We start from the raw sequence: 25,294 nt of genomic DNA on the forward strand, positions 1-25,294 counted from the left end.
TCGGGGGATGATCGACAGGCTATTCTCGCTCGGGGGGAAGCGGGCACTGGTCACGGGCGCCAGCCGCGGCATCGGCCGCGCTCTGGCCGAAGGCCTGGCGGCCGCCGGCGCCGACATGGCTGTCGCCGCCAGGCGGCTCGAATCCCTCGACGGCACCGTCGCCGCCATTCGCGAGCTCGGCCGCAAGGCGATGCCCATTGCCATGGACGTCACCCAGATCGCCAGCATCCGCGCCGGTGTGGCGGAAGCCGCCGTCACTCTGGGCGGGCTCGACATCCTCATCAACAATGCCGGCATCGAGCAAGTGGCGCCCTCGCTCGATATCGAGGAGTCGCTCTGGAACCGCATCGTCGACACCAATCTCAAGGGCGCCTTCTTCACCGCGCAATCGGCCGCCCGGCTCATGAAGAAAGGCGGCGTCATCCTCAATATCTGCTCGCTCACCTCCGAGCGCGGCGTGCCGACGGCCGCCCCCTATGGCTCGTCCAAATCGGGGCTCCTCGGCGCCACGCGGACGCTGGCCGCGGAATGGGCCCAGATCGGCATCAGGGTCAATGCCCTGGCGCCCGGCTATTTCCGCACCGATTTGACCGAGGTTTTCTATCAGAGCGAGGACTGGCAGGCCTCCATGCTCGGCAAGATCCCCATGGGCCGCTTCGGCGAGCTTGACGACCTTATCGGCGCCAGCGTGTTCCTGTGCTCCGATGCGTCGCGCTATGTGACGGGCGTGTGCCTGCCGGTCGATGGCGGCACGCTCGCCGCCCTGTAAACCCGGCCCTCCGGGCCGCCATGCAATGCAATATTGTCAGTCGGGCGAACCCATGTCAGATGTTGTATCCGGCGTGTCGGACCTGCGAACAGGCCGTTGCGCCGGATGGGGAACGGGGAATGTTCCGCGATCTTAGCACCAGCACAAAGCTTCTGCTTTTGTGCGGCCTTTTCATCCTTTCGCTCGCCGTAACGACCTACAGTCTCGTTACGGAGAAGCAGATAGCTATTCAATTCGCGCGAAAGGAGCTCATCGGCAGTCAGTACATTGCCGCTCTGCGCCCGACCTACGAGGTTGTCCTTGCCCAGCAGGGGGAGCGGGGGACGGTTGCCCTCATTCGCACCGACGAGCTCATCCGTGTGCTTACCTCGGGGCGGGCCGGGAGTGCCGTCGGACTGGAGACTGCCGAGCTCGAGCAGGCGCTTGTCAAGGCCTTGCGTGATCTGCCGCTGACCATGGCTGAAAGCGCCAATGGCAATGATCCCGTGCAAAACGTGCTCGCCAAGGCGCGAAGCCTGATCGTGCGCGCCGCCGACGATTCCAACCTGACGCTCGATCCCGATATCGACAGCTACTATCTTCAGACGATCGTCACCACCAAGCTGCCGGCATGGCTTGCCCAGCTGGCCCGGATGCAGGCTCTGTTTAGCCGCTCCGTTCCATCAGGCACCTCGGTCGAGGAACACAGGGTCCGCTTTCAGGTGCTGGAAGGCGTCCTGCAGTCGCTCCTGGACGACACGGCAGAGGATCTCAAAGCGGCGTTTCGAGGGAACAACGGCGACAGCGTGAAGAAGGCGACCGAGGGCGCGCTCTATACCGCCATCGCCGCTTCACGTTCCTATCTCGATGACTTGAAAGCCGGCATGAACGACAGCCCAGCCGACCCGGCCTCAGATCTTCTCGACCAGAGCTTTGCAAGGGCCACGAGCAGCGCAACCGCCGCGTGGACGGCCGTTCAAGGCGAGCTCGATCGTATTCTGCGGCAGCGTATCGACGGGCTGCTGGCCAGGCTGCGCGGCGGTGTCGGAGCGACGGGTGTGCTGGCAGCGCTCAGCCTTCTGGTCGCGTATCTGACCCTTCGCTATATCGTGACGCCGCTCAGGCGGCTCGAGGCGGTGGCGACAAACGTGCGCGAAACCAAGGACTATCGCCTGCGCGTCAACTATGACGGCAAGGACGAAATCGGACAGGTGGCGGTTGCGTTCAACGACATGTTGTCCGAGCTTTCCGCGACGCGTGAGCGGGAGAAGGCCGAGCAGACGGAACTGGCGCGCACCAGCAAGCTGATGACCATCGGGGCGATGACCGCCTCGATCGCCCATGAGGTCAATCAGCCGCTGGCCGCCGTCGTGACGAACAGCAACGCGGCGTTGCGCTGGCTGGCAAACCAGGAGCCCAATCTCGATGAGGCCCGCGCCGCGCTGAAGCGCATCATCGACAACGGCCATCGCGCGAGCAAGGTGATCGGCAGCATACGCGCGATGTTCAAAAAGGATCTTGCCGAACGAACCCGTTTCAATGTCAACGACCTGACGCGCGAAGTCCTGATCCTCGCTCAGGACAGTCTTCAGGCTCATCAGGTGACGCTGCGCACCGAGTTGCGTGAGGGGGTCCCCGAGGTGCTTGCCGACCGCGTGCAGCTGCAGCAGGTCCTGCTCAATTTGATCATCAACGGGGCCGAGGCAATGGCTGGGGTCACGGATCGCGAGCGCCTGTTGCAGGTGTCGTCCGCCGTCCACGATGCCGATGGGGTCGTCATAACGGTGACCGATTCGGGCACGGGCATCGACCCCAAGGACATCAACCAGATTTTCGAGCCCTTCTATACGACGAAGGCGAGCGGGATGGGGATGGGATTGGCGATCTGCAAGTCCATTGTCGAGTCGCATGGCGGCCGGCTATGGGTGACGCCCGCAAATCCATGCGGAACGGCGTTTCACGTCGCGATGCCTGGTTATATGGTTGGCGAGGGATGAACAAGAAAACATCGGAAACACAACCGGTCGTGTTCGTCATCGACGATGACCCGTCGGTGCGCGAGGCGCTCAGCAGCCTGTTTCGGTCCATCGGCCTGAGAGTCGAGCTGTTCGCATCGACCGCGGAGTTCCTGAGCACGGAACCATCGACCGCCCCCAGTTGCCTCGTGCTCGACGTCAGATTGCCAGGATTGAGCGGGCTCGATTTTCAGACCGAACTGGCGAAAGCCAATATGCACATTCCCATCATATTCATAACGGGGCATGGCGATATTCCGATGACGGTCAAGGCGATGAAGGCGGGGGCGGTCGAATTCCTCACCAAGCCGTTTCGCGATCAGGATATGCTGGACGCCGTCCAGCTTGCATTTGCGAAGGATCGCCAACGCCGCGAGAGCGAGAAGACGACGACCGACCTCAGGGCCAATTTCGAAACGCTCACCTCTCGCGAGCAAGAGGTCATGGCGCTGGTGACGGCGGGACTCATGAACAAGCAAATCGCGGCGGAAATCGGCGTCAGCGAGATTACGGTGAAGTTCCATCGCGGCAACGTCATGCGCAAGATGGGCGCTCGCTCATTCGCCGATCTGGTGAAAATGGCGGGCGTCCTCGGGGTGCGCCGTGCCAAAGCACAGTGATTTATACCTATGTATAGTTTCACTCGCGCCGCCAATTGCTCAAATGTGAGGCAGTCACGGGGTCGACCTGCGACCACGCCTTCAAAAAGGATAATCAATCTTGCCGGAGCCTGTCGTGATTTCGATTGTCGATGATGATGAATCCGTACGCGAAGCCACGAAAGGCCTTGTGAGGTCACTCGGTTACACCGCCGCGACATTCGAATCGGCTGAGGAATTCCTCAACTCGGAGCGCCGATACGATACGTCCTGCGTCATTGCTGACGTTCAGATGCCGGGTTTGAGCGGGGTCGAGATGCAGAGGCGCCTGATCGAGGAAGGCCACGATCTGCCCATGATATTCGTCACCGCTTTTCCCGAAGATCGGGTCCGGGCAACCGCAATGGAGGCCGGCGCGGTGGGCTTTCTGAGCAAGCCTTTCAATGAAGAGCATCTGATCGGCTGCCTCGATAGCGCGCTCGGGCGCCGCAGCGCCGACTGATGGACCGCCGGTTCATGCCGGCGGCCGCGGCCAAGACCCCATACAATCAGTCCTATACCTAAGCATAGGCGTGCCCCGCACTTTCGAGGTCGCCGCTTTCCCTGCGTATCATTGAGCGATTGCGGGCCGGCGCTATACCTATCGCCAAAATTCCAAGAAGGAATTGGCTATAGGGAGGTCTTGATGACCAACGTGCGGTTCTTTCATTCAGTTCTCATCGGGCTCATCGCTGCGACGTTCTTGTCCGGCGCGATGATGGTTGGGCTGGCCATGACAACCGATCCCTCCGGCTATGAGCGGTTATATTAAGATGACCCGGTCCCTCAAGCTTCACAGCTGCGCTCTTTTCCTTGCATTTTGCATGCTCACGGTGCTTCCGGTGGCTTCCCGCGCCCCCTTCATCAGCGCAGCGGATCAGCGCGGCGAATCGACAATCCACAAGAACGGGCCCACGCCCATGTGGATGGCAGGAACATCCGCCCCGGCCAAAGCGAAGGCCTGGAGCTGACCAGCATTATGGCCGCTCCTCCTCCCCAGGGCGGCCAGCCCGGGCGTTTTCCCCTCACGCCCGCTAAAGCGTGATGGCGACTTAGAAAAAGCCATCACGCTTTATCTTTGTTCGAACCTGATCTGGCCGGTTTAAGCCCGGCCATACCCTTTGCGAGCCGAAGCTCCCATCCGGATTCGAATGACCGCGATGCGCCGGCGTCAAGCGCCGGGTGAGAAAGCTCCGAATCAACACCCAAAATTGTCCTTGCGCTTGTCACAGACATCTGAATAGACTGCAAAGCGCTTTGGCAAAGCGCTTTGGTAACTTTGGGTTGAGATATGTCTGTTGTCTCAATAGCGGATGTGGCTGCTGCAGCGGGGGTCAGCCCGACGACCGTTTCGCACGCGCTCAGCGGCAAGCGGAAGGTGAGCCCTGACATCGTAAGGCGCGTCAGGGAAGCGATGGATCGCCTTGGCTACCAGCCCAGCCGCACCGCGCAGAACCTGGCGCGCGGGACCACGCGGATCCTGGCAATCGTGGTGCCGGATATCGGCAACAGCTATTTCGCCGAGCTCGCCAAGGGCGTCGAGGCGGCGGCGGTGGAGCGCGGCTACAATGTGATCCTGTGCACCACCGGCTTCGATCACGAAAGAGAGATGCAATATCTCCAGATGATCAAGTCGCGCGCGGTGGACGGCATCATCTACTCGGCGGGCGCGCCGCCCACGAATAGCGAGCTCCACCGCCTGCTCGGCGACGTGCCGTTGGTATTCGTGGACGAAGAGATCGTGGGCACCGACTTCACCTCGGTTGTCTCGGACAGCGAAAATGGCGCCAAGCTGGTCGCCCGTCATCTGCTCGATCTCGGTCACCGCTCCGCCTTGCTGCTCGACATACAGGGCAATGGCGCAACGAGCATCCGCCGTGTCGGCGGCTTTCGCGCGGCATGGCGCGCCGGCGGCGGTGGCGATTTTCCGATCGTCAAATCGGATCTCACCGAACAAGGCGGCCGCGCCGCCGTGATCCCCTATATCGAGGCGATGCGCACCGGCGAGATCACCGCGATCTTCGCGCTCAACGATTTCATGGCGATCGGCGCCATCAATCAGCTGCGCAAGGCGGGAATAGACGTACCACGCAGTGTCTCGGTCGTGGGATTCGACGACGTCTCGGCCGGCGCCTACAGCTACCCTCCCCTCACCACGATACGCCAGAATGTTCTGGGCCTGGGTGCTGCGGCGACGGCGGCCCTCATCGACTCCCTTGATGATCGTAAGCCGCTCAGCGGCGAACAGGTGGTGCTTCCCGTCGAGCTGGTCATTCGCGAATCGACCAGCACCGCTCCGCGCCGGGAGGCGAGATAGCATGTCGAAATATTCGGTGTTCTTCGGCGACGTGGCGGAGGACGAGTATTACGCCGCGCCGTTCTTTCCGGCCCCCGGCGACAAGATCATCGTCAAGGCGCTGGAGCCCCAGTTCGGCGGCATGGTCGCGAACGCCGCCTCGATTTTCGCTCATTACGGGATGGCGACTTCCTTCATCTCGCAATTGAATTCGGGCCCCTTGACCCAGAAGCTGCTCGGTCAATTGCGCGCTGCCGGACTCAACACCGATCACGTCATCTTCGACGATGCGGTTCCCGATTCCAAATGCATCATTCTCATTTCCGGCAATCAGCACATCGTCATCATTCCGAAGCTGGGCATCACCAGGTCCGAGATCACGCCCGCGATGTTCGAGCACATGGCCGGCGCGGAATTCCTCTTCACCACCTTGACCGACGCGCGGCCGTTCCGGATGCGGGACCTGACGGCGCCGGGCGTACTGTCGGCATTGCGCCGGCGCGGCACCAAGATCGTGATGGATGTGGATGTTTACAACCTGGAAAACCATCCCTCCGGCTTGATCGAATATTGCGACATCCTGTTCATGAATTCCCTCGGCAAGCGGCGCTTCACCCAGGTCGGCAATGATATAGATGCGCTTCTCGAGGCCGGCGCGACCGCGATCGTCGTGACCAAGGACAGCGACGGCTGCGATCTCCATACGGCGAAGGGCATCAGGAGCATTCCCGGCTACAAGGTCGACGTCGTCGACGTGACCGGTGCCGGAGACACGTTCTCGAGCTCATTTCTCTATGCCTATTCGCAATCGGCAGATCTCGTGGCTGCCGCCGAATTCGCCAATGCGGCGGCGGCACTTTCCGTCGGCAAGGTCGGCGCCCGCGGCGGAATGACGACCGATAAGGCGGTGCGGGCCTTCATGAAGGAACACGGCGGTGCTCGTATGAACGACCAACAACCAAGATCAAACCAGGGAGGAAAGGAAGACCATGTCACAGGATAATACTTTGTCGAAGACCATGCAGGGCTATGGGCGCCTGACGATATTCATGATTCCCATCGGCATCGCCATCAACTTCGTGGGCGGCCAGTTCGCGCTGTTGCTGAAGCTGCCGGTCTATCTCGACAGCATCGGAACGATCCTGGTCGGCGCCACATGCGGCGGCCTGCCCGGCGCGCTGGTGGGAGCCGTCTCGAACGTCCTCAATTCGATCACGTCGCCGCCCACCATGGTGTTCGGCATCCTCAGCATCATGTTCGGATTGCTGGCGGGGTGGCTCGCCAAGCGGGGCGTGTTCACCAGCCTGACGCTGACGCTGCTGAGCGCCATTCCCTTTGCCTTCATCGGCGGCGTGCTGGGCGCTCTGCTCACGATATGGGTGTTCGGCGGCCTCGCCGTCGGTGGCGGCGCGCTGGTGGTCGGAGCCTTGACCGCGGCCGGGTTCGACATCAATACGGCGAACTTCCTGGCGCAAGTGCCCATGGATGTGCTCGACAAGGTCCCGACGGTTCTCGTCGTCTATGCGATCCTGAAGGGCATGCCGAAGCGGCTCTTCGCCAAGCTGCCATTGGGCTATATCTATCTCGACAAACGCTCAGCGACGACGGCCGCCCAAAAGCCGACGGCGTGAGCCATGCAGCAAGACGCCACGAAGGAGCGTGCCGAGATCGACCGGGAGTTCGTCGAAGCTTTTCGACGCCCGGTAAGCCAGGGAAATTGGGTTCGGGATATCAACCCCCTCATCGCCTTCCTGGTGCTCGGCTGCCTCGCGATCATCCCCATCTGGATAGAAGGGCTGATCGCGCCGCTCGCGATGTGCGCGGCATTCGTGGCGATCTCGCTGTTGGCCGGCGTCGGCCGCCCCTTCATCCCGGGCTATCTGAAGCTGTTCCTGGCGGTCGGGCTGATCCTGTTCGTCCTCAGGGCGGCATTCGAGCCGGGCGATCTCGTGTTGTTCGAATTCGGCCCCTTGTCTCCGACCTGGGAAGGCGTGCAGAGCGGCGCCCGCTTCGCTCTTGTCGTGATGGTCCTGTGCGGGGCGCTGACGCTCTATGCCGCACTGATACCGGCAAAATACCTGATGCTGGCGCTCGAGCAGCAGGGCCTGACGCCGCGCGCAACCTATGTCCTGCTGGCCTCGTTCCAGGCGATCACCGATCTCGGAAAGAATGTCCGGGTCGTCATGGACGCGCAGAAATCACGCGGGATCGAGACGGAAGGTTCGATCCTGACGCGCAGCAAGGCGTTCTTCCCGATCATTGCGCCGGCCTTCCTGGCCGCGATGAACCAGACGGAAGAAAGAGCGGTCGCTCTCGATGCCCGCGCTTTCAGCTCCAAGACGCCGCATACGCGCCTCATATCGCTGCGCGGTCCGCGTCCGTGGGAGTTCGGGCTTTTGCTCGTCGCTGTGGCGGGTACGGTCGTCTCGATCATGGGAGCCTATCTGTCATGGCTCTAGTGTCGATGAACGACGTCAGCTTCACCTATGCCTATTCCGAGCAGCCTGCCTTGCGCGACGTCTCGCTGCAGCTGGAGGAAGGCCTCCTCTATGGCGTCATCGGCACCAATGCGAGCGGCAAGACCACCCTCTGCAGCCTCATCCGCGGCCTCATTCCCCTGTTCCACCCAGGCACCTTGACGGGCAAGGTCGAGATCAGAGGACGCAATCTCCTGGATTGGGATCCTGCGCACCTCGCCCGCGCCATCGGTTGCGTATTCGAGAATCCGTTCACCCAGATCAGCGGCATCAAGGACACCATCTTCGAGGAGATCGCCTTCGGCCTGGAGAATATCGGCGTGCCGCGCGAGGAGATGATCACACGCGTGCTGGGCGTGGTCGAGCGGCTGGAACTCCAGTCCCTCATAAAGAAGAATCCGAACGAGCTGTCCGGCGGTCAGCGCCAGAAAGTCGCGTTCGCGGCGATCGTCGCCATGGAAGCGGACTTCATCGTCATCGATGAGCCGACGTCCCAGCTCGACCCCGAGGCTTCCGATGCGGTGTTCGGCATCATCGGCGACTTGCGCAAGCAGGGCAAGTCGATCGTCCTCGTCGAGCATAAGATCGATCTGATGGCGCAGCATGCCGACCGGATCATCGTCATGAAGGACGGCAAAGTGTTGGCCGAGGGCCCGACCGGAGACATTCTCACCTCCGAGATCATGGACGTGGCGGACGTTCCCCGCCCGGAAGTGACGGATCTGGCCTTGGCGCTCAAAGGCACCGCCAAGGCCCTTCCCACCTTGCCCATCACCCGGGCGCAGGCCTTTGACGCCATTTCACCGCGATTGTCCGGCTGAGCGGCATGCCCATCACCTTCTCACATGTCTCCTTCGCTTACCCCAACGGCTCGCTCGCCGTGGACGACGTCAGCTTCACCGTCAATGCCGGCGAGCGGCTGGCCATTGTCGGTCAGAACGGCGCGGGCAAGACGACCACGGTCAAGCTGATGAACGGGCTGCTCAAGCCGACCAGCGGCACCGTCATGGTCGATGGCGTGGCGACGGCGGACCGCTCGACCGCCAGCATCGCCGAAACGGTCGGCTATGTGTTCCAAAATCCGGACGACCAGATCTTCGCCAGTACCGTGCGGGCGGAAATGGAGTACATGCCCCGCTATCGCAAATGGGACGATGCGAAGCGCGACGAGCGGGTAGCGCGCGCGGCGCGGCTGGCCGGTATCGAGGCATTTTTCGACGGCAACCCCAATGACCTGCCGCTGGTCATTCGGAAATTCGTGGCGATCGCCGCCATCCTCGTCGGCGAATGCAAATATATCGTGCTCGACGAGCCCACGGCCGGATTGGACCGTCCGGGACAGCGCCGGCTGATCGGCATGATCGACCAACTGGAGGCCGAGGGTATTTCGGTCGTCACCATAACCCATGACATGCGCTTCGTGGCCCAGGCCTTCACGCGGGTGATCGCGATGGCAAACTGCCGGATCGTCGCTGACGGGACCTGTTCCAGCCTGTTCTCCAGCGACGGGCTTCTCAGGCAAGCCAGCATCCGCCGGCCCGAGCTCGCCCAATTGGCGAAGGATCTCGGGCTCAGCGACACCGCCTATGGGCTCAACGACGTCGCCGCCCTCATCCCCGACATGCCTCGGGCGTCGCAACGCTGACCGACAACAAACAGGGTAGCCCCGCATGACCGCGAACGACTTTCTTTCGGCCTTCACCAATCCCATCCCCATATTCGCCATGCTGCATCTCAAGGGCGGATCGTCGCCTGAGAAGCTCGACATCGCGCGCCGGGAAACGGAGATCCTGTGGAGCAGCGGCATCGACGCGGTGATCGTGGAGAATTATTTCGGTTCCACCGATGATGTCGTCGCTATGTGCCAATGGCTGAAGGACAAGGCTCCGGAAGTGGTTTTCGGCGTCAACATTCTCAAGGACGACAAGCGGGCCTTCGAGGTCGCGAATGCCTTCGGGGCGCGCTTCATACAGCTCGACTCCGTCTCCGGTCATCTTACGATAGAAGCGGATGTCGAGTTCGGTGACTGGCTGAACCAGGAAAGGGCCAGGTCGGATGCCTTCGTGCTTGGCGGGGTGCGCTTCAAGTATCAGCCTTATCTGTCGGGCCGACCGCTGACCGAGGATCTTGTCATCGGAAAGTCGCGCTGCGATGCCGTTGTCGTCACCGGCGAGGGCACCGGGCTTCAGACGCCTTCCGACAAGACAGCGCAGTTCCGCGCCATTCTCGGGCCCGAATTTCCCATCGTGATCGGGGCTGGTGTCACACCGGAAAGCGCCGCGAGAGATCTCGCGAACGCCAATGCGGTCATCGTCGGCAGCTATCTCAAGGACAGTCATGTCGACACCGGTGACGTGGACAGGGATCACACTCTCCACTTCGTCCGAGCCATCCGTGCGCTCGGCGCGCAGAGAACAATTTCGAGGAATTGAGGGGCACAGATATGGCAGCAGACATCAGCAAAGACGCACCACCGGCCGGCCTCATCGAGGCGCAGAGATTGGCGATAAGGATCGCGGAGGCCATCGCGGCAGATGCGCGTCCCGGCGAAACCGAAATAGAGGTGCGCGATCGCGCTGACCGGTATGTGCGTGAATTCGGCGGCACGGCCCTATGGACGCCGACCACGATCGGCTTCGGGATCGGAACGCTCAGCTGCTTTCCGACCGATCGGCCAAGCACTCGCCAGCTGTGGAACCTGGACCTCGGCATCATCGACATTCATCCGATCACCAAGGACGGCTGGTGGGGCGATTGCACGCGAACATTCCAGCGAGGCGACAATGTCGCCCAGCGAAAGGCCCTGGAAACGGTGGAAGCGATTCACGAAGCTGTCCTTGCTTCGGTGCGGCCCGGCATGCGGGCCTGCGATCTCTTCGCCGTCTTCAAGGCGCGGCTGCAGCAGACGCCCTATCTTTTGCTGGATCGCCTGTCGAATATCGGCCACTCGCTGAGCGCCCATTCATCCTACGATGCCGGCTATATAGACGAGTGGAACGAGACTCCGATGACCGGGGCCTGGGCGATCGAGCCCTTCATCGGTAATCATCTCTATGGGGTGAAGAAGGAGGACGTCGTGTGGTTCGGGCCAACGGCCTGCACCCTCGTCAGGTAAGGGCCTCCCGCGGGAAACCCAGGATCGGCGCCGCTCCGCTGTCTCTTCCTTGCTGCGATGCTCCGCGCTATGTGACAGGCGTGTGCCACGCTCCATTCTTGGATTTCCCATGACCCGAACCGTCAACTTTCACGAGCTTTCGAAGCTGTCGCCGGCCGAGCGCCGGAAGCTGCTCCAGCGCACCGAGGCCGATCTCTCGTCCTATGAGGAGAAGGTCAAGGCGATCATCGATGCGGTGCGCCGGGAGGGCGATGAGGCGCTGGCCCGCTTCGCGCGTGATTTCGACAAGGCGCAGGTCGAAGCCTCCGAGATCGCCGCGACGGAAGCGGATTTCGCCCGCGCCGAGAAGACGCTCGCTTCCGAGGTCAAGGCGGCGATGGACTATGCCGCCGTCCAGATCCGCAAATTCCATGAGGACCAGAAGCCGGAAGAGATGTGGCTCTCCGAAATGCGGCCCGGCGCTTTTGCCGGCGACCGCATGCGCGCCATCCCGTCCGCCGCCTGCTATGTCCCACGCGGAAAAGGGGCATTTCCCTCCGTAGCGCTGATGACCTCGATCCCGGCCAAGGTCGCGGGCGTCAAGGACCTGATCATCGTGACGCCGCCCGGCCCCGACGGGAAGATCGACGATGCGACTTTGGTGGCGGCGCGCATGGCGGGTGTCGGCGGCGTGTTCAAGGCGGGCGGCGCGCAAGCCATTGCCGCGGTCGCCTATGGCACGGAGACAATACCGAAAGTGGCAAAGGTGATCGGTCCCGGCAGTCCGTGGGTGGCGGCGGCCAAGCGGCAGGTGAGCCATGTGATCGACACCGGCACGCCCGCCGGGCCCAGCGAACTGATCGTGTTCGCCGACGATACGATCGACGGCCGGCTTGCCGCCCTCGATCTCCTGATCGAGAGCGAGCATGGGCCCGACAGCTCCGTCTATCTCGTGACCTGGAGCCGGCGTGTCGCCGAGGAGGCGCGGGCGGCGATCCCGCTTTATTGGGAGAAGATGAGCGCCCAGCGTTCGGGCTTCTCATCGACCGTGCTTGGGGGTCCGATCGGCGGCATCGTGCTGGCGCGCGATGAGGACGAGGCGATCGCCTTCGTCAATGACTATGCGCCCGAGCATCTCGAGGTCTTGGCCAAGGAGCCTTTCCAATATCTCGGCCGCCTCGATCATGCGGGCGAGATCCTTTTGGGCGAGCACACGCCGACGACACTCGGCAATTTCGTGCTCGGGCCCAATCACGTCCTGCCGACATCGGGCTGGGCCAGGACCGCCTCGCCCGTCTCGGTCTTCGATTTCATGAAGCGCACCTCGATCGCCTATGTGACGGGGAAGGCCTATCCGGAGCTGGCGAAGAACGCGAAAGTTCTCGCGACCTATGAAGGCTTCGACGGCCATGCCAATGCCGTCTCGGAATTGCGGGAGGAGATTCTCAAGAAATAATCCTCTCTCCCGCGTCGGGGGCGAGGGTATGACATTGACGCCCGCTGAGGTTTGTCGTTTGATCCCGCGCGCAGATCGATCGGAAAAACAACAGGAGAGGGTACGTCCATGGTCTCATTTCTCAATCGTCGCGACATCATCAAGGCGGGGGCAGTCGCCGCCTTCGCCGGCGCCGGCCTGCGCGCCGCGCATGCCCAGGACATTCCGTCCAAGCCCGAGGCAGGTGCCGTAAAAATGGGCATCGAGCCCTGGCTCGGCTACGGCCAATGGCACATCGCCGCCAAGAAGGACCTGTTCAAGGCGCAAGGCCTCGAAAGCGTCGAGGTCATCAATTTCAACACCGATGCCGACATCAATGCGGCGCTCGCCGCGGGCCAGCTCAATTGCGGCAACATCGCCACCCATACGGCGATGAATTTCATCGCTGCCGGCCTGCCGCTCAAGATCGTGGCCCTGCTCGATGTCTCGAAAACCGCGGATGCGATCGTCTCGGACGGCTCGGTCACCGACATCAAGGGGCTCAAGGGCAAGCAGGTCGCCTATGAGGAAGGCACGACCAGCGACATTCTCTTGAACTATGCGCTGAGCCAGAACGGCATGACGATCGCCGATATCGAGAAGGTGCCGATGCCGGCCTCCGATGCGGGCTCGGCGCTGATCGCCGGCAAGGTGCCGGTCGCCGTCACTTATGAGCCCTATCTGACGCTCGCCATGCAGCAGAATCCCAAGGTGAAGATGATCTACAGCGCCGGCGAGAATCCGGGACTGATCTCCGACGTCTTCGTGGTGCGCGACGAGTTCCTGGCCGAGAAGCCGGGCCAGATCGTCGCTCTGCTCAAGGCCTGGGATGCGGCTTTGGCAGATTACCGCAAGGATACGGCGGGCGGCCGCGCCATCATCTCGGCGGCAGTGGGGGCGAAGCCGGAAGAGCTCGCCACGGCTTTCGACGGCGTCGTTTTTTATTCGCTGGCCGAGAACAAGACCGAGATGGCGAATTTCACCGGCAAGGTCATCCCCGAGGTGCACAAGGCGGCGCGCACCGCCGGCATCCTGCAGAAGGATGTCGATCTTTCGAGCGCCATCGATCCAAGGTTCGTGGATGCCGCGACCAAGTAAGGCAAGCGGCTTCGGCCGCTTGTTCACTCTCGGCGGACGCATCAGGACGGTGGAGTTCCTCGGCATCGCTGCCGCGGTCTTCGCCGTGCTCGGCATCCTGTGGTTCGCCAGCACCGCCGCAGGATTGGTGCGGCCGCTCTTTTTGCCGTCGCCCGGCCAGGTCGTGGCGCGGCTCGGCGAGCTCTGGGCATCGGGCCAGCTCCTCGCCGATATGGGCATCAGCATCTATCGCATCACGCTGGGCTTCCTCATCTCGACCGCCATCGCTCTGCCGATCGGCATTCTCATCGGCAGCTATCGCGGCTGGGAGGCGGCGATCGAGCCTTTCGTCGATTTCATCCGCTATATGCCGGTCGTCGCCTTCGTGCCGCTCACCATCCTGTGGACCGGCACCGGCGATGCGCAGAAATTCCTCATCATCTTCATCGGCACCTTCTTCCAGCAGGTGCTCCTGGTGATGGACAATGTGAAGGGGGTGCCGCGCGACTTCATCAATCTCGGCCGCACGCTGGAAATGCCGGAATGGCGCATCCTCAAGGGCATCGTGCTCCCGTCCGCCATGCCGGCGATCTGGGATTCGATGCGCATCAGCCTCGGCTGGGCCTGGACCTGGCTCGTGGTCGCCGAGCTCGTCGCCGCCACGTCGGGCTTGGGTTATCGCATCACCACCGCGCAGCGCTTCTTCCAGACCGATCTCATCTTCGGCTATCTCCTCATTCTTGGGCTTTTGGGCCTCTTGACCGACCAGGCGATGAAATATCTGGGCCGCCGGCTGTTCCGCTATCTCGAGGTCAGGTGATGGCGGAGGCGAAACTTTCCATTCGGAACTTGAGCAAGACCTTCGTCACCGACCGCGGCGAGACCGTGGCGCTGAGGGGCGTCGATCTCGATATCGGCGACAATGAGTTCGTGGCCCTGGTCGGCACGTCGGGTTGCGGCAAGTCCACTTTGCTTTCGATCGCGGCAGGGCTCGAGACCGCGAGCGAAGGCACGATCCGGATGGATGGCGCCGATATCGAAGGCCCCGGCCTCGATCGCGGCGTCGTCTTCCAGAGCTACACCTTGCTGCCCTGGCTCACGGCGCAGGCGAATGTCGAATTCGCTCTCAAGGCATCGGGGAAATCCTCGAAGGAGGCTGCCGCGATCGCCCGCGACCACATGCATCTGGTCGGGCTCGACGGTTTCGAGAAGGCCTATCCGGCCGAATTGTCGGGCGGCATGAAGCAGCGTGTCGCCATTGCCCGCGCCCTTGCCTATCGCCCGAAGATGCTGCTGATGGACGAGCCTTTCGGCGCGCTCGATGCCCTGACCCGCCATCACATGCAGGAGCTTCTGACCGGCATCTGGGAAAAGCACCGGCTTACCGTGCTCTTCATCACCCACGATGTCGAAGAGGCGGTCTATCTCTCCGACCGGGTGGCGGTGATGACCAACCGGCCGGGGCGCATCAAGCTCGTGGTGCCGATCACCCTGGAGCGGCCCCGGCGCTACATGATGACCGCGAGCCCGGAATTCCAGGCGCTCCACCGCGAGGTGATGGAGGCGATCCGCAGCGAGTCGCTGGTAGCGGCTGGCTTTGGCGCGGAGCTGGGATGATTCAACGTCCTCACGCTGAGGTGCCCGGCGCAGCCGGGCCTCGAAGCGTCCTTCAGGATAAAGTGAGCCTGTTGCAACACACCCTTCGAGGCTCGCTGCGCTCGCACCTCAGGGTGAGGGCATTGCTCCCTGTATCCCGCGTGCTTTACGCGAACCACCAGCGGTCTGCCGCGCGGCCGCCGTCCATGTTGAGGTTGCCGGCGACGGTGCCGGTGGCGATCTTGTCCGATGTCGCATCGATCATTGCCGGGAAGAAGGGCACGATGGTGCCGCCCTCGTCATGCAGGATGCGCTGCATCTCGCCATAGATCTCCTTGCGCTTGGTCTCGTCGAGCTGGGCACGGCCCTGTTTCATCAGCTCGTCGAAGCGGCTGTTGGACCAGAAGGTCTCGTTCCACGGCGCATTGGTGCCATAGGCGAGCGAGAAGATCGCGTCAGGCGTGGGGCGCGCGCCGAAATAGCTCTCGCAGAAGGGCTTCTTCTGCCACACATTGGACCAGTAGCCGTCGGCCGGTTCCTGCACCACCTGGATGTCGATGCCGGCCTTGGCGGCGCTTTCGCGGTAGAGCGAGGCTGCATCCGAGCCGATGTCGAGAATGACATTGGAGGCGCTGAGCGGCACGGTAAGCTTGTCGAGCCCCGCTTTCTTCAAGTGGAAGCGCGATTTCTCCGGGTCGAAGCCGCGCTGCGGCAGGTCGGCGGCGAAATAGGGCGTGCCGGGCGCGATCGGATGGTCGTTGCCGATCACCGCATTGCCGCGCAGCAGCTTGTCGACCAACTCCTGCCGGTCGATGGCGAATTTGAGCGCCAGGCGCACGTCGTTATTGTCGAAGGGCGCCGTCGTGGACAGCATCGGCAGCGTCATATGGCTGCCGCTCTGCACCTTGATGACCTTGAGGCCGGGCGCGCGCTCGATCATGTTCAGCGTCTTGGTGTCGACGAACATCACCGCGTCGAGATCGCCGGTGACGAGGCCGTTCATCCGCGCCGTGCTGTCGGCGATGGCGAAACATTCGACCTCGTCGAAATTGCCGTGCCCCTCCTTCCAGTAATTGCCGAAGCGCGTGCCGGTGCAGCGCACACCCGGATCGAAGCTCTTCATCACATAGGGGCCGGTGCCGATGCCGTCATTGAAATTGGTGGTGCCGTCGGGAACGATCTGGGCGTGATAGTCGGCGAGCGCGAAGGGGAAGTCGGCATTGGGCTCCTTGAGCGTGATCACCAGCACGTCCTTGCCGTCGGCCTTCATCTCGGCGATGCCGTCGAGCGTCGGCTTGATCGAGGATTTGGAATCGGGGCGGGTGTGGAGCTTGAGCGAATAGATGACGTCCTCGACGGTGAGGCTCTTGCCGTTGTGGAACTCGACGCCCTTGCGCAACCGGAAGACCCATTTGCGCGCACCCTCGGTTCCCTCGAAGCTTTCGGCCAGCTCCGGCTTGAGCTTGAGGTCGGGGCCGAGCTCGACGAGATTGCTGCGGCTCTGCCAGCTCATCATGCCGGGCGCGATATCGGCAAAGGTCGAAGGATCGAAGGCATCGGAGGTCGATGCGCCGACGATCGCATAGCGGAACTTGCCGCCCTTGCGCGGTGTCTGCGCCAGAGCCGGCGCTTCAGGCAGAAGGCTCGCCGCGGCGGCGGCCGACAGGCCGGCCAGGAATTGCCGGCGATTGGCCGCGATGAAACGGGTCATTGTTCTCTCCCCAGTTGTTTCCCATGCGCTTGTGATGCCGGCTGAGCCGGTCTTTTATGCTGTGCAGCTTTGGTGCGCGCCCTATTCCGGAAGGCGGCGCAATTCGTGGCAGGAGCAGTGAACCCCGCCGCCGCCTTGCGCGAACATGTCGTAGTCGACGGCGACCACCTCGAATCCGGCGGCCTTGAGATCGCGGTTCACATTCACATTGTGGCTCATCGACAGGACGCGCTTCTTGCCGAGGCTGACGACATTGCCGCCGAGCTTCACGCAGTCGGCATAGGCGACCGTGATGACCTCGATCTTGTGCCGCTTCTTCATATAGTCGAGCGCATAGGGCTGCAGCGCATCCTCGCAGACCAGCGCCAGGCCCTGTTCGAGCATGACGACGACCGCATCCATATGCACGAATTGCGGCGGTATCGGCGCGATGAGAACCTCCCAGCCCTTTTCCTTGAGCCAGCTCTGGACCTGTTCGGCGCCTTCCTTGCTCGAGCGGTCGCCCGACCAGCCGAGCAGCGCCACGCCGGGCTTGAGGATGACGAAATCGCCGCCTTCGAAATGCCCGGCGGTCACCCATTTCCAGATCGGGATCCCCGCCTTGCGGTAGAATTCGGAAGCCACGGCATAATCGCGCCGCCGCGGCGGCGTCTGAATGGAGGCGATGACGGCGCCCCACGGCGTCATGAAGCTCGAATCGCGCGTGAACACGCTCGACGGCAGGCCCTCGTCGGCGTCGGCGAAGTGACAGCGTATGCCGGCCTTCTCATAGGCATCCACCATCTCGCGATGCTGGCGCATCGCTTTCTGCTTGTCGAAGCGATAGCCCATCTGATCCTGATTGGCGAAGGTCACCGCCGATATGGAATTGAGCGGCACCCAGCGGAAATGATCGGGCTTGCCGAGCAGGACGTCGGTCAGTTCGCCGGTCTGGGCGGTGACGCCCCAGGCAATCGCGCCGCTCGCTCCATCCATGTATTTTCTCCCCGCATATGTTGAGTTGAATTATTATTGGCGATGCTCCCATTATTGGTTTCGGTTGCAAATGGAGAATTGTTCTGCCCTAATATGAAATAAATTCACAATAGGGCAATCGCGATCATGTCCCGCCAGATCAAGCGAAGCCGTTTGCCGCTGACCGCGCTGCGCGCCTTCGAGGCGGCGGCGCGCCACCGCAACCTGCTGCGCGCCGCCGATGAGCTGGCGGTGACCCACGGCGCCGTCTCGCATCAGATCCGCAGTCTCGAGACGGAGCTCAAGGCGCCGCTCTTCGACCGGAGGCGGCGGCCGATCGAGCTCACCCAGGCCGGCGAGCAGCTGCTGGCCGCCGTCCATGAGTCCTTCGAGCGGTTGACGCGCGTGGCGAGCGCCATCCAGAATGGCGAGATCGAAGGCGAGATCACGCTCTCCTGCGTGCCGGGCCTCGCCGCCAACTGGCTCGTCCCGCGTCTCGGCCGGTTCCTGTCGCTGCATGCCAATGTCGCCGTCCATGTCGTGACCGAATATTGGCGCCATCCGAAGATCGCCGATCAGTCGGATCTCGCCATCGCCTATGGCAGCGCCGAGCATCCCGGACGGCGCGTGGTGCGCCTGGCGCATGCGGAATTCTTCCCGGTCTGCAGCCCGGCGCTGCGCCAGCGCAAACCGGCGCTCCGGCGGCCGCAGGATATCGCCAGCCACACGCTGCTTCATGAATATACGGACGAGGCATGGTCACGCTGGCTTGCCGCAGCGGGGCTTGCCGGTCTCAAGCCCGCGCGCAATGTGTATTTCGACGGCGCGCATTTGTCGCTCGAGGCGGCGCGCGCCGGCTATGGCATCGCCATGGGCGACCTGGCGACGGTTCGCGACGATCTGGCCGAGCGGCGGCTGGTCAGGCTGTTTGAGCAGACAGTGCCGGCGGCCTTCCCCTATTACCTCGTGGCCCCACCCGAAGCCGAGCAGCCGGCCGCGGCGCGGGCCCTGGAGCAATGGCTCGTCGCCGAGTTCGCCAAGGAGATGTAGCTCATAGCCTCACGCCGCTGCCGGCCTGAGATGCGCCGACAACCGATATTCGATAAGGCCGAGGATGCGGGTGATCAGGAAATTGAGCGCCAGATAGATGGCGCCGGCGCAGGCGAAGACCTCGATGGCGCGATAGGTTTGCGAGATGATGCCATGGGCGATGCCGGTGATCTCCATCAGCGTGATGATCGAGGCGAGCGAGGTGCCCTTGACCATCAGGATGATCTCATTGCCGTAGGCCGGCAGCGCCTGGCGCAGCGCCACCGGCATGATGATCCGTCGCAGCACCAGGAAGGGCGACATGCCGGCCGCTTGCGCCGCTTCCACCTGGCCCTTCGGCACCGATCCCAGCCCGCCGCGGATGATCTCGCTGCCATAGGCCGCGGTATTGAGGGTGAGCGCCAGGATGGCGCACCAATAGGGCTCGCGGAACAGTCCCCACAGGCCCAACGCCTGCAGGGAGGGGCGGAACTGGCCGAGGCCATAATAGATGAGGAAGATCTGGACGAGGAGCGGCGTGCCGCGGAAGAGGGCGACGAAGCTCCGGATAGGCCAGTCGATGACCGGCATTTCAAGGCGCCGCGCCAGAGCGAGGAGGAAAGCCAGAATGGCACCATAGAGGATCGAGAAACCGGCAAGCTGCAAGGTCAATGGCAGGCCGGCCAGCAGCTTGGGAATGATCTCGGCGAAGAAGCTCACATCCATCAGCCGCTCCTGAAGCCGCGCGCGGTCAGGCGCTCGGCCTTCCCAAAGAAAACCCCGGTTGCGGAGGCGATGGCGAAATAGAGGAGGGCGGCGGCGATATAGAAAATGAAGGGCTGGCGCGTCGATCCGGCGCCGATCTGCGCCTGACGCATCAATTCGATGAGCCCGATGACCGAGATCAGGGCCGAGTCCTTGAGCACCAATTGCCAGACATTGCCGAGCCCGGGAAGGGCATGACGCAAGAGCTGCGGTGCGACGATGCGCCGGAGCATCAGGAGTCTCGTCATGCCGAAGGCCTGGGCTGAATCGAACTGGCCTTTTTCGACGGCGAGATAGGCGCCGCGATAGGCTTCCGCCTGATAGGCGCCTGAGATGATGCCGAGCGCCACCGTCCCGGTGGCGAAGGCCGGCAGCCCGAGAAAGCCTTGCGCGCCGAACCAGTGGCCCACAGCGGTGAGCGCCAGGCTGCCGCCGAAATAGAGGAAATAGATGGTGAGGAGATCGGGAACGCCCCTGAACACCGTCGCATAGGCATCGGCGATGAGGCTGAGGAAGAGCCTGCCGCTCAATCGCGCCGCCGCCGCGAGAGCGCCTAAAAGAGCGCCCAGCGCGAAGCCCGCGACCGAGAGGGCAAGCGTGACCGCGGCGGCCTTGAGCAGCGCCAGAGCCCAGCCCTCACCGCCGAAGCCGAGCAGCCCTAATCCATCCACGCCTCAAAACCTTACTTCGCCGGCGTCACATCCGCTTTCAGCCATTTGAGCGACAGCGTCTTGATCGTGCCATCGGCAATGGCCTCGTCGATCGCCTTGTTGAGCTTGTCCTTGAGGGCCTTGTCTTCCTTGCGCAGGCCCGCTCCCGTGCCGCGGCCGAAGAGGCCGGCATAGAAGCCCGGACCGGCGACGGCATAATTGGCGTATTCGGGCTTGGCCATTGTCGCGGCGAGCGCCGTCTGCTGCGCGAAGATACCGTCGATGCGCCCGGCGGCGAGATCGAGATCATGCTGCTCGGTGGTCTTGTATTCGCGGACCTCGACCGTGTCGCCGAAATAGGTTTTCACGAATTCGAGATTGACGGTCGCGGCCTGCGCGCCGATCACCTTGCCTTTGAGCATGGGCTTCATCTTCTCGATCGCCGCCTTGGCCTTGGCTTCGTCGGCGAGCGAAATTTTCTCGGCGGCAAGCCCGGCGAGCGGGCTGTCCTTGGCGACGGCGAAGCCCGCCGGATCGACGGCATAGGGCTGTGTGAAGTCGATGACTTCGAGCCGCTTGTCGGTGATGTACATGCTGGCCATGATCACGTCGAACTTGCCGACGGTCAAAGCCGGGATGAGGCCGTCCCAGTCCTGGGTCACCACCGTGCATTCGATCTTCATGCGCCCGCAGAGATTCTGCGCGAGCTCGACCTCCATGCCGTCGGGCTTGCCGTCGGCGGTGGTGAAGTTCCACGGCGCATAGGCGCCTTCCGTCGCGATGGTGATCTTCTCTTGCGCGGCGGCGGGCGACAGCGCCGCCATCGCGAGCCCTAAGCCCAGGCACGCCGTCGATAGTATCCTCATCATGTCCTCCCTGTTGCCGCGGCTTTTCGCCTTGTCAGTACTTCTTCTTGCTGGCGAACTCGGCCAGCATCGGCGCCGTGCCGAGAATATGGTTACGCATCACCGTCTCGGCATGATCGGCATCGCCGCTGCGCAAGGCGTCGATGACGATGCGGTGCTCCTGCTCGGCGCTGAGCGGCTTCGCGGCATAATCGAACCAGATGCGCAAATAGGGCTCGATCACCACATGCAATTGCACGATCTGGCGGATGAGCTTCGGCCGGCCGCTGAGCGTGACGATCTGGCTGTGGAATTCCTGATGCCGCGCCACCCAGTCGCCGCTGCCGCTCAAGCCGCTCTCCTCCATCCTGCCAAGGATGCGCTCGAGCTCGCCCAAAACCTCGCCGCCGATCCGGGGCATCGCCAGGCGCACGGCGAGACCTTCGAGCACCGAGCGGATCTCGAAGGTCTCGTAGATCTCGTCGAGCGACAGGCCGGCGACGATGCAGCCGCGATTGGGCCTGATGGTCACGAGGCCGTCCGCAGCGAGGCGCTGGAAGGCTTCCCTGACCGGCATGCGGCTCATGCCGAGCTCGATCGCGATCTCTTCCGGGATCAGCCGGTCGCCGGCGCGGTAGCGGCCGAAGCGGATGGCGGAATGCAAATGCAGATAGGCTTCCTGCTCGGCGGTCGCCGGCGCAGGTGAAACGACCTGGGACACGTTTCCTCGCTGGATATTTGTATTTGTGTATCCACAACTACAGCCTGCTTTCGGCACAGAGTCAAGCAGGCGCCGCCCCTCTCGGGACGGCGCTCACGGGATAGGCCGGTGATGGCTTGAACGGGCCGGATTTTCAGCCGTGATCGCGCACGGCGTGGAAGATCTTGCCGGCGGGCTCGTTGATGCCCTTGAGATAGAAGGATTCGAAATCCCCGGCGCCGGAATTCTGGATGAGCATGATGGTGGTGCCGGTCTTCTCGTCGCGGCCCATGATGCTGGTATGGCCCGGGATCTGGCCGAGATGGCCTTTGACGTCGATATCGCCATAGCGCATGACCAGCACGCCATGGCCATTGGCGACGGTGTTCGATCCTGGGAACTGCGCCGGCTTGATATTGTCCTTCATCTCGGCGAGCTGCTTGCGCCCGAGAATGCGTCCGTCGAACAGAGCATTGAGGAAGGTCACCACGTCGCGCGGCGTCGAGACCATGTCGCCCGCCGCATTGGCGCCCGACAAGGGGAACCATTCGGTCGAATCCCACACGCCCTCGACCGGAGCGCCCGCACCGCTCACATCCCATTGCGGCTTGTCGTCATCGTCATTGTGCATGTAGCCGCGCGCCTCGCGCGCCTTGGGGAATTTCTCGTCGGTTCCGACCCAGGTGTCGTTCATGCCGAGCGGCGTGAAGATGCGCCGGCGCAGATGATCGGAATAGGGCTTGCCGGTCTCATGCGCGATGATGAGGCCCGACAATACATAGCCGGTGTTGGAATATTCCATGCCGTGCCACGGCTCCTTCTGGACGCCGTGCTTGAAGGCGAAATCGACGACCTCCTGGCCCGTCCACACCTTGTCCGAGATCATCGGCATCGCGGTCTCGAAATCAGGGAGGCCGCTCCTGTGATTGAGCAGGATGCGCACCGGCATCTTGTCGCCCTTGGGGATCTTGGGGAACCAGCGGGTGATCGGCTCGTCGAGATCCACCTTGCCGTCCTCGACCAGGAGATGGAGACCGGTGGCGATGAAGCTCTTGGTGCAGCTCGCGATGCGGAACAGATGGTCGCCGCGCAGCGGCGTCTTCTTGAACTTGTCGGCGAGCCCGCTCTGATAGAGAGCGATGTCCTTGCCCGGCCGCCCGACCGCCAGCGACAGGCCGACGACGCCGCGCTTCACATGATCATCGAGGATGGTCTGGATTTTCTTGTCGAGTTCGCTCATGGCTCTCTCCTTCCCTGAAAAGTAAAATGACAGCGTGACATGTGGCCTTCGCCGACCGTCATCTGCGGCGGCTCGGTCTTGCAGATTTCCTGCGCCATGGCGCAGCGCGTCCTGAACCGGCAGCCGGTCGGAATATTGAGCGGGCTCGGTATGTCGCCCTGGGTGACGGGCTGGCGCTGGCGCTTGGTGAGCTCCATCTTCGGCACCGCGCTCAACAGCGCCCGCGTGTAAGGGTGCCGCGGATCGTCGAAGATCGCCTTGGCCGGCCCCGTCTCCATGATCTGGCCGAGATACATGACCGCGATATGGTCGGACATGTGGCGCACGACGCCGAGCTCATGGGCGATGAACAGCATGGTGAGGCCGAGCTCCTGGCGCAGGTCGGAGAGGAGATTGAGGATCTGCGCCTGGATGGAGACATCGAGGGCTGCGACCGGCTCGTCGAGAACCAGGAACACCGGCCTGACCGCGAGCGCCCGCGCCAGCCCGGCGCGCTGGCGCTGGCCGCCCGACAATTCGCGCGGCCGGCGCTCGGCCATGGCGCCGGGCAGGCCGACGAGCGACAAGAGGCGCCGCACCTCCTGCGGCACCTCGGCCTTGGCGACGATATTGTGGAAGGAGAGCACTTCGGCAATGGCGGTGCCGATGGTGAGGCGCGGATTGAGCGAGGAATAGGGATCCTGGAACACCATCTGCAGGCGCCGCCTGAGCTTGTCGCGTTGGACGATGGGCTCGCCTTCGAAGCTGATCGTTCCGCGCACCGGCCGGTTGAGCCCGAGAATGGCCCGGCCGATGGTCGATTTGCCGCTGCCCGATTCGCCGACGAGCCCCAGCGTCTCGCCCGCATGGATGGCGAAGGAGACGCCATCGACGGCGCGCACCGCCCGCGGCCGCGCCCCGGTCACGACATCGGTGAGGCTGCGCGGCTTGGCGAATTCGACGACGACATCGTCGACCTTGAGTGTCGGGATCGGGCTCATGAGGCGCGCTTCCGGTCGAGCTCCTCGACCCGTTCGGGAAAGAAGCAGGCTGTCTGGTGATTGCCCTGGACGGAGGCCAAGGCGATGGGGCGCTCGCGGCATTCGGCACTGGCGACGGCGCAGCGCTCGGCGAAGGGACAGCCGAGGCCGAGCCTTGCGAGATCGGGCGGCTGGCCCGGGATCGAGGCGAGTCGCGCGGCCTTGCCATGCACATGCGGGATCGAGCGCAAGAGCCCATGCGTATAGGGATGCGCCGGCCTTCGGAAGATATCGGCGGTGCGCCCGGTCTCGACGATGTGGCCCGCATACATGACGGCGACGTGGTCGCAGGTTTCCGAGATGACGCTCATGTCATGCGAGACGAGGATGATCGCCATGCCCGTCTGGCGCTGCAGCTCCATCAGGAGAGACAGGATCTGGTCCTGGATGGTGACGTCGAGTGCCGTCGTCGGCTCATCGGCGAGCAGCAATTTGGGCTCGCTCACCATGGCCATGGCGATGACGGCGCGCTGCATCATGCCGCCCGACCACTGATAAGGATAATCATCGACCCTGATCTCGGGGCTCGCAATGCCGACCCGCTTGAGGACGGCGATGGCCGCCTTGCGCGACTGCGCCCGGCTGAAGCCTTTGTGGACACGCAAGCCTTCGGCGATCTGATCGCCGATCGGCCAGACCGGATTGAGGCTGCTCATCGGGTTCTGGAACACCATGGCGATGTCCTGGCCGCGCACCTGGCGCAGATCCTGCGCCGAGGCGGCAGCGAGATCGCGTCCGGCGAAGCGGATTTCCCGGGCGCGGACAGTGGCCGGCGGCGACGGCAGCAGGCCGAGCAGTGCCCGGCACAGCACCGATTTGCCGCTGCCCGATTCGCCGACGATGCCGAGCGTCGCCCCTGCATCGACGGTGAGCGACAGCGCATTGTTGGCGATGACGGTGCCGCGTTTCGTCTTGAACTCGACGGTGAGGCCGGAAACCGAAAGCAAGGGTGAAGCGGATGTCATC

Annotated in this window: 27 protein-coding genes; 18 read left to right on the plus strand and 9 right to left on the minus strand. The window is 63.1% G+C overall.

Going from position 1 to position 25,294, the window contains the following annotated elements; genetic code table 11:
• Positions 1 to 7 precede the first annotated feature (7 nt).
• The 17 genes from DS839_RS27490 (at position 8) to DS839_RS27570 (ending at position 15,436) form a co-directional block, all read left to right on the plus strand.
• On the plus strand, positions 8 to 769 hold the full coding sequence (locus DS839_RS27490) for an SDR family NAD(P)-dependent oxidoreductase (protein ID WP_119273713.1): 762 nt from the start codon (positions 8 to 10) through the stop codon (positions 767 to 769).
• A gap of 119 nt (positions 770 to 888) precedes the next feature.
• On the plus strand, positions 889 to 2,745 hold the full coding sequence (locus DS839_RS27495) for a sensor histidine kinase (RefSeq protein ID WP_162918843.1): 1,857 nt from the start codon (positions 889 to 891) through the stop codon (positions 2,743 to 2,745).
• The gene (locus DS839_RS27500) at positions 2,742 to 3,383 is read left to right on the plus strand and encodes a response regulator transcription factor (RefSeq protein WP_119273715.1); all 642 of its coding nucleotides are present in this window, start codon (positions 2,742 to 2,744) and stop codon (positions 3,381 to 3,383) included. Before DS839_RS27495 ends, DS839_RS27500 begins: the two co-directional genes overlap by 4 nt.
• Before the next feature lie 100 nt (positions 3,384 to 3,483).
• Entirely contained in the window at positions 3,484 to 3,864 is a 381-nt protein-coding gene (locus DS839_RS27505) for a response regulator transcription factor (protein ID WP_119273716.1), read from the plus strand.
• A gap of 183 nt (positions 3,865 to 4,047) precedes the next feature.
• Positions 4,048 to 4,173 (plus strand): hypothetical protein, encoded by a 126-nt coding sequence (locus DS839_RS37050; protein ID WP_368911953.1) that lies wholly within the window; start codon positions 4,048 to 4,050, stop codon positions 4,171 to 4,173.
• A 519-nt stretch (positions 4,174 to 4,692) separates the two neighbouring features.
• On the plus strand, positions 4,693 to 5,718 hold the full coding sequence (locus DS839_RS27515; protein ID WP_162918844.1) for a LacI family DNA-binding transcriptional regulator: 1,026 nt from the start codon (positions 4,693 to 4,695) through the stop codon (positions 5,716 to 5,718).
• A gap of 1 nt (position 5,719) precedes the next feature.
• Positions 5,720 to 6,700 (plus strand): carbohydrate kinase family protein, encoded by a 981-nt coding sequence (locus DS839_RS27520; RefSeq protein WP_162918845.1) that lies wholly within the window; start codon positions 5,720 to 5,722, stop codon positions 6,698 to 6,700.
• A complete protein-coding gene (locus DS839_RS27525) occupies positions 6,687 to 7,328 on the plus strand; it encodes an ECF transporter S component (protein WP_162918846.1) in 642 nt (213 codons plus the stop codon). Before DS839_RS27520 ends, DS839_RS27525 begins: the two co-directional genes overlap by 14 nt.
• A gap of 3 nt (positions 7,329 to 7,331) precedes the next feature.
• Entirely contained in the window at positions 7,332 to 8,156 is an 825-nt protein-coding gene (locus DS839_RS27530; RefSeq protein WP_119273720.1) for an energy-coupling factor transporter transmembrane component T, read from the plus strand.
• A complete protein-coding gene (locus tag DS839_RS27535) occupies positions 8,147 to 8,995 on the plus strand; it encodes an energy-coupling factor ABC transporter ATP-binding protein (protein WP_119273721.1) in 849 nt (282 codons plus the stop codon). The genes DS839_RS27530 and DS839_RS27535 overlap by 10 nt, the downstream gene beginning before the upstream one ends.
• A gap of 5 nt (positions 8,996 to 9,000) precedes the next feature.
• Positions 9,001 to 9,819 (plus strand): energy-coupling factor ABC transporter ATP-binding protein, encoded by an 819-nt coding sequence (locus DS839_RS27540; protein ID WP_119273722.1) that lies wholly within the window; start codon positions 9,001 to 9,003, stop codon positions 9,817 to 9,819.
• A gap of 25 nt (positions 9,820 to 9,844) precedes the next feature.
• Positions 9,845 to 10,606, plus strand: coding sequence for a BtpA/SgcQ family protein (locus tag DS839_RS27545; protein ID WP_119273723.1), 762 nt, complete (start codon positions 9,845 to 9,847; stop codon positions 10,604 to 10,606).
• 11 nt (positions 10,607 to 10,617) lie between these two features.
• Positions 10,618 to 11,289, plus strand: coding sequence for a M24 family metallopeptidase (locus DS839_RS27550; RefSeq protein WP_119273724.1), 672 nt, complete (start codon positions 10,618 to 10,620; stop codon positions 11,287 to 11,289).
• Positions 11,290 to 11,398: 109 nt separating this feature from the next.
• A complete protein-coding gene (gene hisD, locus DS839_RS27555; RefSeq protein WP_119273725.1) occupies positions 11,399 to 12,724 on the plus strand; it encodes a histidinol dehydrogenase in 1,326 nt (441 codons plus the stop codon).
• A 108-nt stretch (positions 12,725 to 12,832) separates the two neighbouring features.
• Positions 12,833 to 13,840: an ABC transporter substrate-binding protein gene (locus DS839_RS27560; protein ID WP_119273726.1), complete on the plus strand. Its 1,008-nt coding sequence runs from the start codon at positions 12,833 to 12,835 to the stop codon at positions 13,838 to 13,840.
• Positions 13,824 to 14,639, plus strand: coding sequence for an ABC transporter permease (locus DS839_RS27565; protein WP_119273727.1), 816 nt, complete (start codon positions 13,824 to 13,826; stop codon positions 14,637 to 14,639). Before DS839_RS27560 ends, DS839_RS27565 begins: the two co-directional genes overlap by 17 nt.
• On the plus strand, positions 14,639 to 15,436 hold the full coding sequence (locus DS839_RS27570; RefSeq protein WP_119273728.1) for an ABC transporter ATP-binding protein: 798 nt from the start codon (positions 14,639 to 14,641) through the stop codon (positions 15,434 to 15,436). Before DS839_RS27565 ends, DS839_RS27570 begins: the two co-directional genes overlap by 1 nt.
• 145 nt (positions 15,437 to 15,581) lie before the next feature.
• On the opposite strand, the gene DS839_RS27575 is transcribed toward DS839_RS27570, so the two are convergent.
• Both DS839_RS27575 and DS839_RS27580 read right to left on the minus strand, forming a co-directional pair.
• Positions 15,582 to 17,126 carry an ABC transporter substrate-binding protein gene (locus DS839_RS27575; RefSeq protein WP_119273729.1) on the minus strand — a complete coding sequence of 515 codons (1,545 nt, stop codon included), beginning with the start codon at positions 17,124 to 17,126 and terminating at the stop codon, positions 15,582 to 15,584.
• An 81-nt stretch (positions 17,127 to 17,207) separates the two neighbouring features.
• On the minus strand, positions 17,208 to 18,101 hold the full coding sequence (locus DS839_RS27580; RefSeq protein WP_119273730.1) for a dimethylarginine dimethylaminohydrolase family protein: 894 nt from the start codon (positions 18,099 to 18,101) through the stop codon (positions 17,208 to 17,210).
• A gap of 126 nt (positions 18,102 to 18,227) precedes the next feature.
• Here DS839_RS27580 and DS839_RS27585 point away from each other — a divergent pair, with 126 nt between their 5' ends.
• The gene (locus DS839_RS27585) at positions 18,228 to 19,130 is read left to right on the plus strand and encodes a LysR substrate-binding domain-containing protein (RefSeq protein WP_119273731.1); all 903 of its coding nucleotides are present in this window, start codon (positions 18,228 to 18,230) and stop codon (positions 19,128 to 19,130) included.
• 9 nt (positions 19,131 to 19,139) lie between these two features.
• Here the strand turns inward: DS839_RS27585 and DS839_RS27590 are convergent, their stop codons facing one another.
• From DS839_RS27590 to DS839_RS27620, 7 genes are all read right to left on the minus strand, one after another.
• Positions 19,140 to 19,835, minus strand: a complete 696-nt coding sequence (locus DS839_RS27590) for an ABC transporter permease (protein WP_162918847.1) — start codon at positions 19,833 to 19,835, stop codon at positions 19,140 to 19,142.
• Positions 19,835 to 20,545, minus strand: a complete 711-nt coding sequence (locus tag DS839_RS27595) for an ABC transporter permease (protein WP_119273733.1) — start codon at positions 20,543 to 20,545, stop codon at positions 19,835 to 19,837. Before DS839_RS27595 ends, DS839_RS27590 begins: the two co-directional genes overlap by 1 nt.
• Positions 20,546 to 20,556: 11 nt before the next feature.
• Positions 20,557 to 21,390 carry a transporter substrate-binding domain-containing protein gene (locus tag DS839_RS27600; RefSeq protein ID WP_119273734.1) on the minus strand — a complete coding sequence of 278 codons (834 nt, stop codon included), beginning with the start codon at positions 21,388 to 21,390 and terminating at the stop codon, positions 20,557 to 20,559.
• A 34-nt stretch (positions 21,391 to 21,424) separates the two neighbouring features.
• A complete protein-coding gene (locus DS839_RS27605; RefSeq protein WP_119273735.1) occupies positions 21,425 to 22,090 on the minus strand; it encodes a GntR family transcriptional regulator in 666 nt (221 codons plus the stop codon).
• Positions 22,091 to 22,223: 133 nt separating this feature from the next.
• Positions 22,224 to 23,309: a serine hydrolase domain-containing protein gene (locus DS839_RS27610; RefSeq protein WP_119273736.1), complete on the minus strand. Its 1,086-nt coding sequence runs from the start codon at positions 23,307 to 23,309 to the stop codon at positions 22,224 to 22,226.
• Entirely contained in the window at positions 23,306 to 24,289 is a 984-nt protein-coding gene (locus DS839_RS27615) for an ABC transporter ATP-binding protein (protein WP_119273737.1), read from the minus strand. The genes DS839_RS27610 and DS839_RS27615 overlap by 4 nt, the downstream gene beginning before the upstream one ends.
• The gene (locus DS839_RS27620; RefSeq protein WP_119273738.1) at positions 24,286 to 25,293 is read right to left on the minus strand and encodes an ABC transporter ATP-binding protein; all 1,008 of its coding nucleotides are present in this window, start codon (positions 25,291 to 25,293) and stop codon (positions 24,286 to 24,288) included. Before DS839_RS27620 ends, DS839_RS27615 begins: the two co-directional genes overlap by 4 nt.
• Between the last annotated feature and the right edge of the window lies 1 nt (position 25,294).

It is taken from the genome of Taklimakanibacter deserti (assembly GCA_003574785.1).

What these genes read in the sequence shown, in the direction of transcription:
- DS839_RS27490 (WP_119273713.1), top strand. Translation starts at nt 8, where the DNA reads ATGATCGACAGGCTATTCTCGCTCGGGGGGAAGCGGGCACTGGTCACG.
- DS839_RS27495 (WP_162918843.1), top strand. Translation starts at nt 889, where the DNA reads ATGTTCCGCGATCTTAGCACCAGCACAAAGCTTCTGCTTTTGTGCGGC.
- DS839_RS27500 (WP_119273715.1), top strand. Translation starts at nt 2,742, where the DNA reads ATGAACAAGAAAACATCGGAAACACAACCGGTCGTGTTCGTCATCGAC.
- DS839_RS37050 (WP_368911953.1), top strand. Translation starts at nt 4,048, where the DNA reads ATGACCAACGTGCGGTTCTTTCATTCAGTTCTCATCGGGCTCATCGCT.
- DS839_RS27515 (WP_162918844.1), top strand. Translation starts at nt 4,693, where the DNA reads ATGTCTGTTGTCTCAATAGCGGATGTGGCTGCTGCAGCGGGGGTCAGC.
- DS839_RS27520 (WP_162918845.1), top strand. Translation starts at nt 5,720, where the DNA reads ATGTCGAAATATTCGGTGTTCTTCGGCGACGTGGCGGAGGACGAGTAT.
- DS839_RS27525 (WP_162918846.1), top strand. Translation starts at nt 6,687, where the DNA reads ATGTCACAGGATAATACTTTGTCGAAGACCATGCAGGGCTATGGGCGC.
- DS839_RS27530 (WP_119273720.1), top strand. Translation starts at nt 7,332, where the DNA reads ATGCAGCAAGACGCCACGAAGGAGCGTGCCGAGATCGACCGGGAGTTC.
- DS839_RS27535 (WP_119273721.1), top strand. Translation starts at nt 8,147, where the DNA reads ATGGCTCTAGTGTCGATGAACGACGTCAGCTTCACCTATGCCTATTCC.
- DS839_RS27540 (WP_119273722.1), top strand. Translation starts at nt 9,001, where the DNA reads ATGCCCATCACCTTCTCACATGTCTCCTTCGCTTACCCCAACGGCTCG.
- DS839_RS27545 (WP_119273723.1), top strand. Translation starts at nt 9,845, where the DNA reads ATGACCGCGAACGACTTTCTTTCGGCCTTCACCAATCCCATCCCCATA.
- DS839_RS27550 (WP_119273724.1), top strand. Translation starts at nt 10,618, where the DNA reads ATGGCAGCAGACATCAGCAAAGACGCACCACCGGCCGGCCTCATCGAG.
- hisD (WP_119273725.1), top strand. Translation starts at nt 11,399, where the DNA reads ATGACCCGAACCGTCAACTTTCACGAGCTTTCGAAGCTGTCGCCGGCC.
- DS839_RS27560 (WP_119273726.1), top strand. Translation starts at nt 12,833, where the DNA reads ATGGTCTCATTTCTCAATCGTCGCGACATCATCAAGGCGGGGGCAGTC.
- DS839_RS27565 (WP_119273727.1), top strand. Translation starts at nt 13,824, where the DNA reads ATGCCGCGACCAAGTAAGGCAAGCGGCTTCGGCCGCTTGTTCACTCTC.
- DS839_RS27570 (WP_119273728.1), top strand. Translation starts at nt 14,639, where the DNA reads ATGGCGGAGGCGAAACTTTCCATTCGGAACTTGAGCAAGACCTTCGTC.
- DS839_RS27575 (WP_119273729.1), bottom strand. Translation starts at nt 17,126, where the DNA reads ATGACCCGTTTCATCGCGGCCAATCGCCGGCAATTCCTGGCCGGCCTG.
- DS839_RS27580 (WP_119273730.1), bottom strand. Translation starts at nt 18,101, where the DNA reads ATGGATGGAGCGAGCGGCGCGATTGCCTGGGGCGTCACCGCCCAGACC.
- DS839_RS27585 (WP_119273731.1), top strand. Translation starts at nt 18,228, where the DNA reads ATGTCCCGCCAGATCAAGCGAAGCCGTTTGCCGCTGACCGCGCTGCGC.
- DS839_RS27590 (WP_162918847.1), bottom strand. Translation starts at nt 19,835, where the DNA reads ATGGATGTGAGCTTCTTCGCCGAGATCATTCCCAAGCTGCTGGCCGGC.
- DS839_RS27600 (WP_119273734.1), bottom strand. Translation starts at nt 21,390, where the DNA reads ATGAGGATACTATCGACGGCGTGCCTGGGCTTAGGGCTCGCGATGGCG.
- DS839_RS27610 (WP_119273736.1), bottom strand. Translation starts at nt 23,309, where the DNA reads ATGAGCGAACTCGACAAGAAAATCCAGACCATCCTCGATGATCATGTG.
- DS839_RS27615 (WP_119273737.1), bottom strand. Translation starts at nt 24,289, where the DNA reads ATGAGCCCGATCCCGACACTCAAGGTCGACGATGTCGTCGTCGAATTC.
- DS839_RS27620 (WP_119273738.1), bottom strand. Translation starts at nt 25,293, where the DNA reads ATGACATCCGCTTCACCCTTGCTTTCGGTTTCCGGCCTCACCGTCGAG.